This window comes from Winogradskyella sp. (assembly GCF_028282165.1).
Lineage (GTDB): Bacteria > Bacteroidota > Bacteroidia > Flavobacteriales > Flavobacteriaceae > Winogradskyella.
The window spans coordinates 14,998-27,847 of sequence record NZ_JANQIM010000012.1 but is presented as its reverse complement, the minus strand read 5'-3'; the positions used below and the strand labels follow the sequence as shown (position 1 = coordinate 27,847).

Here is a 12,850-nt window from a genome sequence, read left to right as displayed (position 1 = left end):
GTAACAAACAGAAAGGAATTTACATACGTTTAATTCTACCTCCTAATACGCGATTTTCATCAACAACCTTCGGATCACCATATATAAAAACATCACCTCCTGCCTTAATGCTCACCTCTACATATTCTGAGGCATTAATGTAAGCTTCACCGCCAGCATTAATGCTCACTTCTGTTTCTTCTGTTTTAAGCGTTTCGCCATTTATAATACCACCTGTATAGATAGAAACATCTTGATTCTTTGAACTTCCGGAAACATTGATAATACCGCCTGTTACAGCTCTAAAGCTAGCATAATTTGTATTTAATTCGGCGGTAATTTCGCCTCCTTCTTGGGTCTTTAGATCAATCTCGAATTGTTCTATTGGGTCTTCAACCTTTACTTTGGCGCCTTCGTTGGCATCAATCACCTCTACTGAAGTATAATGAAGTACCACATCCGTATCATTACCATCATAGCTTTCTTCGAGTTTCATTCTAATTTTAAGTTTTCCGTTTTTGTTAATCACCTGTACGTCTTTTCTGTTTTTACCCGAGATCATTACCTTGTTTTCATCTGACTTTTTCATTTTAAGGTTGATTAAATCGTAAACCTTGACGGTTTTAAATTCACCTATGGTTTTTTCTATGGTTTGCTGTGCGCTAATGTTAAAGCTTAGTGCTAGAACGAGTAATAAAAGAATGTTTTTCATGATATTGATTAATGTGTTTACTATGTAGCTACTGTTACTGCGGTTCCTGTTACGGAAACCATAGCGTAATTAGTAGTGGTTAATTCTATTTCAACTTTTATGCCAACAACAGCATTTGCATTTAGTTTTTTGGCATTTTCGGTTAGTGTCTGAAATGCTTTTTCCTTAACGGTGTCTATGCTCTCCTGTAAAGCTTTATAATATTTTGATAGGCTAAATCCCATAACAAGCTTCTCTTCGTTTATGGCCACACCTGTAACAATACCTAGGTAATTAATGATTTTAAAGCCTTCAATTGAATTCGTCGTAGTAAGTATCATGAAACAGTATTTTCTAAACAAATTTAACCTTCAAGTACTGGTTTACCAACCAAGTAGAAATCTAAATGTTTTTTCACTAAGTCGGTAGCTTTCACTTTAACAATAACCTCATCGCCAAGTTGATACATGCTATTTGTATTACGACCAATCATGGCATAGTGCGTTTGGTCAAAATCGTAAGTATCATCTTTCATATCCCTAAGGCTTACCATTCCTTCACATTTATTTGAAATAATTTCAACATAAATACCCCAATCCGTTACTCCAGAAATGACTCCTAAGAACTCTTCGTCTTTATGATCTTGCATAAAACGTATTTGCATGTATTTTATTGAGTCACGCTCCGCCTTTGTGGCCAAGTATTCCATATTACTTGAATGTTTACATTTTTCTTCGTAAATGGCTTCATTTGCAGATTTACCTCCGTCTAAATAGTGCTGTAGCAAGCGATGTGCCATAACGTCTGGATAACGACGAATAGGCGATGTAAAATGGCTATAATAATCGAAAGCCAAACCATAATGTCCAATATTATGTGTTGTGTACTCGGCTTTGGCCATAGTACGAATGGTCAATGTATCTACAAGGTTTTGTTCTTTTTTGCCGACTACATCTGTCAATAATTTGTTTAAGGATGATGATATACTATTGCGATCCTTAAAAGTGAGTTTATGTCCAAAACGACCAACAACAGTCTGCAGTTGTACCAGTTTAGACTCATCGGGTTCGTCGTGCACACGATATACAAAAGTCTTTTTTGGATTTTGCTTGCCGATAAACTCCGATACTTTTCTATTGGCCAACAACATAAACTCCTCAATAAGCTTATTGGCATCCTTACTGGTTTTAAAGAATACGCCTGTTGGGTTGGCATCTCCATCTAAATTGAATTTTACCTCAACTTTATCAAATGAGATGGCTCCTGAGCGCATACGCTTAGTTCTCATCTTCTTGGCTAGTCGGTCTAAAACTAATACGGCTTCAGCAATTTCTGGTTTGGTGTTGTACGGTTGACCTGTTAAGGATACTTTTTGTGGAATTGTAGTATTTAATTGAGACGAGATTCCTTCCCGATAGTTATCGGGATGCGCAGGAATGACAAATCCAGGGTTTTGTTCTATAATGGCTTGGGCTTCTTCGTAAGCAAAACGTGCATCAGAATAGGTAACGGTTCTTCCAAACCATTGGTTTTTTATCTCACATTTGTCATTCATTTGAAACACCGCCGAGAAAGTATATTTCTCTTCGTGGGGTCTAAGTGAACAAGCCCCGTTTGATAGAATTTCTGGAAGCATTGGAACCACACGATCGACCAAATAAATCGACGTGGCACGTTCGTAAGCTTCATCATCCAAAACGGTTCCAGGTTCTAGATAATGTGATACGTCTGCTATGTGGATACCGATTTCGTACAAATCATTATCGCGTACTTTAAAGGATAAAGCATCATCAAAATCCTTAGCATCTTTTGGGTCTATGGTAAAGGTTAAATCCTTTCGCATATCACGACGCTTGGCAATTTCTTTTTCGGTTATGGATAGATCCAATTGGTTAGCGAATTGCTCTACTTCATATGGAAATTCGTGAGGCAAACCGTATTCAGCTAAAATAGAATGGATCTCCGTACTGTGCTCACCTGGTTTCCCAAGAACTTCAAGTACTTTGCCATAAGGTGAATCTGCATTTTCTGGCCAGTCGGTAAGGGTCACCAAAACCTTGTCTCCATCTTCCGCCTTTTTGGTTTTATTGATTGGTACAAAAATATCCTTGTACATCTTACTACTATCTGGCAAAACAAACGCATAGTTTTTATTTTCCTTAATTTGAATAGTGCCGACATATTCACTTTTGGCGCGTTTTATAATATTGGTGATTTCGCCTTCTATTTTGCCACGTTTTCTGCGCTTGTAGGCATAGAATTCTACTTCATCACCATCTAAAGCTTTGTTGATATTATTTGAAGCAATAAATACATCTTCTTCAAAATCATCACTTATTACATAACCACTGCCTCTAGATGATAAATCTAAAATACCGGTGTGGTATTCTGTAGTGACTAAAGCTTTAAACTTGCCACGATCAACTTGTTCTATTTCTTGCTTTGCCGCTAATTTTGCTAAAGTTTTTATGATTTGATTGCGGCTACTGGCATCATTAACACCTAGAATAGCAGCAATTTGTTTATAGTTAAAGGATTTGTTACGTTCTTTTTTTAGTATACCTAGTATTGTTTGTGTTAGGTTAGAAATCTTATTATTTTTAGATTTCTTTTTTCTTTTTCTTGTCATTTAATTTTATTCATTTTTTTTGTCATTCTGGACAGAGTGAAGAATCTTTAAAGCGTATAGATTCCTGCCTACGCAGGAATGACAATATTAAAAAACTTTTATCTTGGAGTGAAGAGATTCCTGCTTGTACGAGAATAAAAGTTTTGCACAAAACTACACTATTAAAATTTAATAATGTTTAGTTACCGTTAAATAATAAAAAAAGCACTGTGAAAATTACAGTGCTTTTATTCTTAGTTTACCTCTCGAAATAAAATTCTTTGTATCTCGGTTACATTTTTACTTCGCTTAACAACTAAGGTAAGCAACCAAGAATTTTACTCAAAGCGACGTTTATTTATCCTATAATCAACTTTTTGGTCCCTTTACTTTTTGCAGTTACTATTTCAACCATATAAAGCCCGGAAGTTAATTTTGAGATATCAACATTGATGACTTTTGAGGTTAATACCAACTGACCAAAGTTGTTGTAAATATTGACATTTTGAAGTTCTGATCGATTGTCTAATTGAATCGTGAATTGGTCTTTAGTTGGGTTAGGGTAAATACTAAAATTTGAAATGGTTTGATCTTCTGTCGAGAGTACCGCATTTAAATCGTACACAGCCGCGTAACCCGAGCCTGATCCATTTATTGTACTTGCTGTATATGCACCCGTTGCTACCACACTACCATCAGAAGATAAGGCTACCGAGTAACCTAATTGATCAGAACTATTGCCGCTAATATCCTGTCCTATCTGTGTCCAAACATCCGATATATTTTTAAAAACACGTACATGACCGGCAAAATTATTATTTCTATCTGTACTAATAGCAACGATACTTCCGTCGGAGGATATAGCTATTCTACCTAAAAAATCATCTTCCTCTTCTCCATTAATACCATCCCCTATCTGTGTCCAAACACCTGATATATTTTCATATACACTTACTTTTCCAGAATTGTTCTCACTATCGTCATCTCCTGTAGCTGCTATTGCAACAGTATTACCATCTGAAGATAAAGATATCATAGTCCCAAAACCATCACCAATATTTTCACCATTTAAATCTTGGCCTATCTGAACCCAATTATTAGACTGATTCTCAAAGATTTTTACCTGACCCGAAGCAAAAACATTATCGTTATTCCTTGGGGCTCCGATAGCCAGCTTACTTCCATCTGAAGATAACGATACTGATCTGCCTAATTCTTCAAATGGTGTGTCTCCATTAATATCCTGCCCTACCTGTGTCCAGTCATTATTTATATTTTCAAAAACACGTACTTCTCCACTAAATCCGCCATGCCAAGATGCGCCTACGGCAACAATATTACCATCGGAAGACAAAGAAATCGATCGGCCGAAAAGGTCATCATCAAACATACCAAGAATATCATTTCCTATCTGTGTCCAAATACCATTTATATTTTCAAAAATCCTAACAAGTCCTTTTCGATCGACCAAATCTCCTGCACCTACAGCTACAATGCTTCCATCTGAAGATAACGATACAGAATAACTCAGAACTTCAAATTGATTGCCAACAATATCATTTCCTATTTGTGCCCAAGTACCATTTATATTTTCATATACTCTTACTATACCTGAATTAGAAAAAGTATCATTAGCACCATCTGCACCAACAGCTAAAATATTTCCATCAGATGACAGTGATATAGACCTTCCTAGTTGCTCAAATTGTAATCCTCCATTAATATTTTCACCGATTTGTACTTGGGTGAAACCTAAAAGTGGAACTAATAAAAAAATTAAACATAGTTTTTTCATGATGGATTGGTTTTAGTTGATGATTAGTTTTCTGGTGTTTTTACCTTTTAAAGTTTCCACTTCAACCATATAAAGACCAGAAGTTAGTGTAGACACATCAATAATATTTTCTTTGGAAATCAAAACCAACTGACCAAGGTTGTTGTAAATGTTAACATTTTGAAGTTCTGATGAATTTTCTAATTGAATGGTGAACTGGTCTTTGGTTGGGTTGGGGTAAATACTAAAATCTGAAATGACCTGGTCTTTTGTTGATAGCAATGCACTTAAATCAAAAACTCGCACATGACCAGATCCATAGCCGTTGCCATCATTATTTGGTGCTCCGATGGCTAAAATACTGCCATCCGCAGATAAACTTACACTCGTACCACTACGATCATCTTCAGCCTCACCATTTATATCCTGTCCTGTTTGGGTCCATACACCTGAGACATTCTCATAGATACGCACATGACCAGATCTATAGCCGTTACCAAAATTAAGATCAGCACCAATGGCCACAATACTCCCATTACCAGATAAACTTACGCTTATACCACTACCATCTCCCTGAGCTTCTCCATCAATATCTTCACCGATTTGAACCCAAGTACCTGATTGATTTTCATAAACACGTACATGACCATTTGGATCATTAAGAGATGAACCAATTGCTACGACATTACCATCACTAGACAAACTTACACTTTCACCACTTCTATCATACTCAGCTTCTCCATCAATATCCTGACCTATTTGCGTCCAAACACCAGATACATTCTCATAAACACGAACATGACCAGAGCTTTCTCCATTTGCGTCATTTCCTTCTGCACCAATAGCTACGACATTTCCATCACTGGACAAACTTACACTTGTACCCATCCAATCTAACGAAGCCTCTCCGTCTATATCCTCACCGATTTGGGTCCAGACGCCTGAGATATTCTCGTAGACACGTACATGACCTGAATTACCACCATTGCCATCATTATTTGGTGCACCAATAGCTACAATACTACCATCATCGGATAGGCTCATACTATCACCACTACCATCATTTTCGGCTTCGCCATTAATAACTTGACCTATTTGCGTCCATACGCCTGAGACATTTTCATAAATACGGACATATCCTGAATCAGTTCCATAATTTGATCCTATGGCTACAACAGTCCCATTACCTGACAAACTTACGCTTGTCCCAAACCGGTCAAAGGCTTCGCCATCGATATCCTGACCTATTTGCGTCCAGACGCCTGAGACATTCTCATAAACTCGAACATGACCCGAATTACCACCATTGTGATCATTACCTGGTGCGCCAATAGCCACAATGCTGCCATCGTTGGATAGGCTCACACTAGCACCACTTAAGTCTTGAGCTGGGTCTCCTACTATATCTTCATTGATTTGCGTCCAGACCCCAGAGACATTCTTGTAAGAACGTACGTGACCGGAACTACCTCCATAACCTGGTCCACTAATTGCCACGATATTACCATCGTCAGATATACTAGTACTTGTTCCGAAATAATTAGCAGTTCCTGCTCCATTAATATCCTGACCGATTTGGGTCCAAGTGCCCGAGATGTTTTCATAAACTCTCACATTACCAGATCCATTGCCGTTGTCACCATTAAGAGATGAACCAATAGCTACAATACTACCATCATTGGATAAGCTTACACTATTTCCACTTAAAAATTCTGTAACTTCTCCATCGATATCCTGACCTACTTGCGTCCAGACGCCTGAGACATTTTCATAAACGCGTACATGACCTGTATGAATAGCACCAAATTCAGGGCCGTTATTCCAAGGTGCGCCGATAGCCACAATATTGCCATCACTGGACAAACTTATACTTTCACCACTAAGATTAAGTTCTGCCTCACCGTCTATGTCTTGTCCTATTTGGGTCCAGACACCATTATCATTACCATAAATACGTACATGGCCTGATAGACTGCCATTTCCATCATTATTAGGAGAGCCGATTGCTATGATACTTCCATCACTGGATAAGCTTACACTTATATTTATAGAAAACACTTCATTAATTATAGCCTCTCCATCTATGTCCTGTCCTATTTGGGTCCAGACACCTGAGATATTCTCATAGACCCTTACATGACCTGAACCAGCACCATTGTCATCATTACCTGGTGCACCTATAGCTACGATACTACCATCACTGGACAAACTCACACTTGTACCACTGCGATCATCTGCAGCTTCGCCATCAATATCCTGACCGATCTGTGTCCAGACACCTGAGATATTCTCATAGACTCGTACTTGGCCAGATTCAAATCCGTTGTCATTATTTCGTGGAGCTCCAATAGCTATGATACTGCCATCGTTGGACAAGCTCACACTTGAGCCACTACGATCTCCTGTAGCTTCGCCATCGATATCCTGACCTATTTGGGTCCAAATACCAGAGATATTCGCATAAATACGCACATGACCTGAAGAAGCACCGTTTTCACCTCTATCGGGTGACCCTATGGCTACAATATTGCCATCACCAGATGAACTTATACTGTTACCGCTTCGGTAACCTCCGTATTCGCCATCGATATCCTGACCGATTTGTACTTGGGTAAAACCGAAAAGTGGAACTAATAAAAGAATGAAGTATAGTTTTTTCATATTGATATTGTTTAGTTTTATGCAAACTATACTACATACAGGTTTTTTCCTACATTAGAAGATTAAATTTTAATTAATTCTTTAAATGTTTAGTATTAATATTTTTTATGGATAACGTCTTTTTCTATTCTAAGATCAACTTCTTAACGCCTTTACCTTTAGCAGTCTCCACTTCAACTATATATAGCCCAGAAGTTAATTTTGAGACATCAACAATAGTGTTTTTTGAAGTCATTACTAACTGACCAAGGTTGTTGTAAATGTTGATATTTTGTAAATCTGATGGATTGTCTAATTGAATGGTAAATTGGTCTTTAGTTGGGTTAGGGTAAATACTAAAATTTGAAATGGTTTGGTCATCTACTGATAACAAAGCTGATAAATCAAAAACTCTTGCATGTCCAGAATTTAATCCATTACCTGCATTTAATTGTGCTCCTATAACTAAAACTGTACCATCACTCGATAAACTTATAGAATTTCCTGATATATCTCCTGAGGTTTCTCCATTTATATCAGAACCTATTTGAACCCAATTGCCTCCTTGGTTTTCATAAATGCGTACATTCCCAGAATTAAATCCATTACCATCATTAAATGGTGCTCCTATAGCCACAACCGAACCATCACTCGATAAACTTACTGATGCCCCTAGTGCATCCCCTGATGCCTCTCCATCTATATCAAAACCTATTTGAACCCAATTGCCTCCTTGGTTTTCATAAATGCGCACATGTCCAGAGTCTACTGCGTTACTATTATTATATGGCGCTCCTACAGCTACAATTGTACCATCACTAGATAAACTTACTGATTCCCCTAGTCTATCTTCTAATCCATCTCCATTTATATCTTGACCTATTTGAACCCAATTACCACCTTGGTTCTCATAAATGCGCGCATGTCCAGAGTTTATCCCGTTGGCATCATTAAGTGATGCCCCCACAGCTACAACCGAACCATCACCCGATAAACTTACTGACTCCCCAAAACTATCTCCTGATAAGTCCCCTGTTATATCAGAACCTATTTGAACCCAATTACCACCCTGATTCTCATAAATGCGTATGTGTCCCGTACCTACTTGAGTACCAATATTAAATGGTGCGCCTATAGCTACAACCGAACCATCACTCGATAAACTTACCGATTGCCCTAATCTATCTCCTGATACTTCCCCATCTATATCAGAACCTATTTGAACCCAATTACCACCTTGATTCTCATAAATACGTACATGTCCGGAGTTTATTACGCCGTTAGCATCATTTGATGGTGCGCCTATAGCTACAACCGAACCATCACTCGATAAACTTACCGATTGTCCCAGTGAATCCCCTAAGGCCTCTCCATCTATATCAGAACCTATTTGAACCCAATTGTCTCCTTGGTTTTCATAAATGCGTACATGTCCGGAGTTTGCTCCGTTACCACCATTAAGTGGCGCTCCTACAGCTACAACTAAACCATCACTTGATATACTTACAGAGATTCCTGATAAATTATTTGATGCTTCTCCATCTATATCTGAGCCTATTTGTACTTGGCCAAAATTTATTAAAGGGAGAAAAAAGAATAGGAGTAAAAATCGTTTCATTATAGTTGAATATTAAAGATTTGTCTTACAAGATAAAAAGTAAAACATCATTAACAATATTTTTAGGTTAAATAATGAAAAAAGCACAGTATTTCTAAAGTGCTTAAATTTTGTTGGACTTACTTCTCGATACATCCCCATGTTTACTGTCGGGACACTCGAAGTGACGTTATTCTATAACTAGTTTCTTAGTTGCTTTACCTTTTGCAGTTTCTACCTCAACTATGTAAAGTCCAGATTTTAATTGCAACGTATCTATAGTTGTTTCTTTTGAAATTAAAACCAATTGACCTAAATTATTGTAAATACTAATGTTTTGTAATTCCAAAGGATTTTGTAATTGAATGGTGAATTGGTCTTTGGTTGGGTTAGGGTAGAGCTTAAAACTAGAAGTATTTATTTCTTTGACTGATAATAATGCAGATATGTCGTATACTCTAACGTGGCCCGAAGCAAATCCATTACCACTATTCACAGGGGCTCCAATGGCTAAATACTGTGAATTAGAAGATAAACTTAAGGCAAATCCAAATTCATCATTAGCGCCTTCACCATTGATTGGAATCCCTATTTGCTCCCAGCTATTATTCACATATTCAAAAATACGTACTTGACCGCTCAAATTACCATTCGTGGAATTTCCCGGGGCACTGATCACTACAAGATTACCATCTGATGATAAATCTACCGATACACCTGTTTCTTCGTTTTCAGTAATACCATCAATATCGCCTCCTATTTGTAGCCAACTGTCATTTTGAAATTCATATATTCTTACATGGCCAGAATTAACCCCATTATCACTATTAAAATTTCCGCCTATAGCTACTTTATTACCTTCAGAAGAAAGACTTACGGACCGACCAAACCAGTCACCAGCATTTTCACCATCTATATCTTGGCCTATTTGTAACCAACTCCCATTTTGGTTTTGAAAAATTCTTACATGCCCAGAATCAATTCCATTGCCGTCATTTGTAACAGCACCAACTGCTAAAAATTCACCATTATCCGATAAAGCTGTTGATCTGCCAAATTCATCACCCATTGCTTCACCATCAATATCATCTCCTACTTGTATCCAAGTGTCATTTTGAAATTCATATATTCTTACATGACCTGCAAAGCTTCCGTTATCACTATTCCCTGGAGCACCAACCACTAATGTATTACCATCTGACGATAAACTTACTGTCCAACCAAAAAAATCTCCAGAATTTTCACCTTGAATAGTATTCCCTATTTGAACCCATGTATCATTTTCGAAGTCTAAAACTGTCACATAACCCGTACTACCTGTATTACTTTCTGGTGCACCGATAGCAACTCTGTTTCCTGTAGCGGCCAGACTTACAGACCAACCGAAAAAATCATTATCACTAAAACCGTCTATATCTTGACCTATTTGTAACCAATTACCATTTTGATTTTCATATATGCGAACATGACCTGCAACACTTCCGTTATCACTATTCACTGGTGCGCCAACAGCTAAGATCGAACCATCTTCAGAAAGACTAACGGCATAGCCAGATTGATCAATAGTAGATTCACCATCAATATCATCTCCTACTTGAGTTTGTGCATTAACATTAAAGAATAAAAAACATGTGACTAGTAAAACGTAAATTTGTTTCATTTTAAAAATGTATTAGGATTAGCTTTTGTTTTCTAATCGCTAAGCTTTTAAAATGTCATCAAGATTTAATCAATAATTAGCTTCTTAATACCTTTACCTTTTGTAGTGCCTACTTCGACCATATAAAGCCCAGAAGTTAATTTTGAGATATCAACAATAATGTCTTTTGAAGTCATTACCAACTGACCAAGATTATTGTAAATTTTAACTCCTTGTAAATCAGATGGATTTGTTAATTGAACAGTAAATTGATTTTTAGCTGGGTTGGGGTAGAGACGAAAACTTTCTTTCTCCCTATCTTCTATACTAAGATTAGGACAGTCTAAGCTAAAAACAACTCCTGGGTCTACAAAAGTCCAATTTGCTGTGCTATAAGCAACATCATCTACTTGAATGCAATCTAAATCTGGATTATTAAGGGCTAGGAAAAAATCACCGGTAATGTTAACATTATTTCCATTTTGAACATTAAGACTGGTGAGTTGATTCTCTAATACATTTAAAACCAATAAATCTGGATTGTTACTTACATCTAAGCTCGTGAGCTGATTAGCAGGGACATTTAGGTTCTGTAGATTTATATTATTAGTTACATCTAAACTGGTAAGTTGATTTCTTATAAAATTTATCAATGTAAGTTCTGTATTTGTACTTAAATCTACAGTAGTTAGAAAATTATCGTTAGCAGAAATAGTAAGTAAAGCTGTATTATTACTTAGGTCTATGGTTTGAAATTGATTTTCCGCGATTTGTAATGAACGTAAAGCAATATTTGTACTTAAATCTATGGTAGCCAAATTATTTTGAATTAGGCCTAATGACAATAATTGATCTAAACCTGTTAAATTAATGCTTGTCAATTCATTATCTGTTGCCCCTAAGATTTCTAAAGCCGTATTATTACTTACATCTAAATCAGTTAACAGACAGCCAAAGACAAATAAATTCACCAAAGCCGTATTACTGCTTAGATCTAAACTTACTAAATCATTGTTGGATAAATTAAGCTCAGTTAAAGCTATATTATTACTTAAATCTACTGATGTCAATTCATTTGTACTTAAACTTAAAAACGTTAAGTCCTGATTATTTGTTAAATCTATACTGATTAAATCATTAAGAGTAAGGTCTAAATAAGTTAATAAGGGATTATTGCTAAGGTCTAAATTTGTTAACTCGTTTTCATTTAAATCTAGATAGGTTAATAATGCATTATTACTTAAGTTTATATTGTCTATTTGATTTGTTCGAGATGATAAATAGGTTAATGCAGGATTTCCTGTTAAATCCAAGTCGGCAAAACTATAGCTGTTATTATCTAAAATTAATTCTGTTAGTGCTGTAAAATCTTCAATTCCTGTTAAATTTTGAATGCTTTGATTACTAACATCTAAATTAGTTACGGTATTAATATCTGAAGTTAAAACAACACCATTAATTGTACCATCACTATCGATACCTAAGTCTATAAGTGCTTGTTCAAAATTAGAATCAGGTATGGCAGTCTGTTGTGCATAAAGGCATGATAAACTAAAAACAATGAGAGTGAGTGACAGTAATTTTATTTTCATGATAAGCTAGTATTGATGTTACAATAACCAATCGATAAAAATCTGAAATGTCATCACTATTTAGTTATCCACAACTCTATATATTATTATCATTTTTCTTTTTAAATTTTAAAAAATAAATAGTGGTTATTATAGGCTGTTAATAATTGATATAACTTTTTAAGAAATTGTTTTGAAAATTTGAATTTTACATTTTATTACGGTTTAGTTAACATTAAATTTACATGTAAACCTTTGATATATAAGAAAAGTAAATTTATTGTAAACAACTGTTGATAAGTGATGTTAATAGAATTGACTTATAATTTTATAACCAACCTCTGTTAATTT

Annotated in this window: 8 protein-coding genes; all 8 read right to left on the bottom strand. The window is 36.1% G+C overall.

Going from position 1 to position 12,850, the window contains the following annotated elements; genetic code table 11:
• Window positions 1-19 precede the first annotated feature (19 nt).
• Window positions 20-691 (bottom strand): head GIN domain-containing protein, encoded by a 672-nt coding sequence (locus Q0972_RS05760; RefSeq protein WP_299363673.1) that lies wholly within the window; start codon window positions 689-691, stop codon window positions 20-22.
• A gap of 20 nt (window positions 692-711) precedes the next feature.
• Window positions 712-1,011 (bottom strand): heavy metal-binding domain-containing protein, encoded by a 300-nt coding sequence (locus Q0972_RS05755; protein WP_299363672.1) that lies wholly within the window; start codon window positions 1,009-1,011, stop codon window positions 712-714.
• Window positions 1,012-1,034: 23 nt separating this feature from the next.
• The gene (locus Q0972_RS05750) at window positions 1,035-3,299 is read right to left on the bottom strand and encodes an RNB domain-containing ribonuclease (RefSeq protein WP_299363671.1); all 2,265 of its coding nucleotides are present in this window, start codon (window positions 3,297-3,299) and stop codon (window positions 1,035-1,037) included.
• A gap of 337 nt (window positions 3,300-3,636) precedes the next feature.
• Window positions 3,637-5,073 (bottom strand): T9SS type A sorting domain-containing protein, encoded by a 1,437-nt coding sequence (locus tag Q0972_RS05745; RefSeq protein ID WP_299363670.1) that lies wholly within the window; start codon window positions 5,071-5,073, stop codon window positions 3,637-3,639.
• A 12-nt stretch (window positions 5,074-5,085) separates the two neighbouring features.
• The gene (locus tag Q0972_RS05740) at window positions 5,086-7,713 is read right to left on the bottom strand and encodes a T9SS type A sorting domain-containing protein (RefSeq protein ID WP_299363668.1); all 2,628 of its coding nucleotides are present in this window, start codon (window positions 7,711-7,713) and stop codon (window positions 5,086-5,088) included.
• Between the two features lie 124 nt (window positions 7,714-7,837).
• Window positions 7,838-9,310 carry a T9SS type A sorting domain-containing protein gene (locus Q0972_RS05735; RefSeq protein ID WP_299363667.1) on the bottom strand — a complete coding sequence of 491 codons (1,473 nt, stop codon included), beginning with the start codon at window positions 9,308-9,310 and terminating at the stop codon, window positions 7,838-7,840.
• A gap of 169 nt (window positions 9,311-9,479) precedes the next feature.
• On the bottom strand, window positions 9,480-10,949 hold the full coding sequence (locus tag Q0972_RS05730) for a T9SS type A sorting domain-containing protein (RefSeq protein ID WP_299363666.1): 1,470 nt from the start codon (window positions 10,947-10,949) through the stop codon (window positions 9,480-9,482).
• A gap of 65 nt (window positions 10,950-11,014) precedes the next feature.
• Window positions 11,015-12,520, bottom strand: coding sequence for a T9SS type A sorting domain-containing protein (locus Q0972_RS05725; protein ID WP_299363663.1), 1,506 nt, complete (start codon window positions 12,518-12,520; stop codon window positions 11,015-11,017).
• Window positions 12,521-12,850: the final 330 nt, after the last annotated feature.

What these genes read in the sequence shown, in the direction of transcription:
- Q0972_RS05760 (WP_299363673.1), bottom strand. Translation starts at nt 691, where the DNA reads ATGAAAAACATTCTTTTATTACTCGTTCTAGCACTAAGCTTTAACATT.
- Q0972_RS05755 (WP_299363672.1), bottom strand. Translation starts at nt 1,011, where the DNA reads ATGATACTTACTACGACGAATTCAATTGAAGGCTTTAAAATCATTAAT.
- Q0972_RS05750 (WP_299363671.1), bottom strand. Translation starts at nt 3,299, where the DNA reads ATGACAAGAAAAAGAAAAAAGAAATCTAAAAATAATAAGATTTCTAAC.
- Q0972_RS05745 (WP_299363670.1), bottom strand. Translation starts at nt 5,073, where the DNA reads ATGAAAAAACTATGTTTAATTTTTTTATTAGTTCCACTTTTAGGTTTC.
- Q0972_RS05740 (WP_299363668.1), bottom strand. Translation starts at nt 7,713, where the DNA reads ATGAAAAAACTATACTTCATTCTTTTATTAGTTCCACTTTTCGGTTTT.
- Q0972_RS05735 (WP_299363667.1), bottom strand. Translation starts at nt 9,310, where the DNA reads ATGAAACGATTTTTACTCCTATTCTTTTTTCTCCCTTTAATAAATTTT.
- Q0972_RS05730 (WP_299363666.1), bottom strand. Translation starts at nt 10,949, where the DNA reads ATGAAACAAATTTACGTTTTACTAGTCACATGTTTTTTATTCTTTAAT.
- Q0972_RS05725 (WP_299363663.1), bottom strand. Translation starts at nt 12,520, where the DNA reads ATGAAAATAAAATTACTGTCACTCACTCTCATTGTTTTTAGTTTATCA.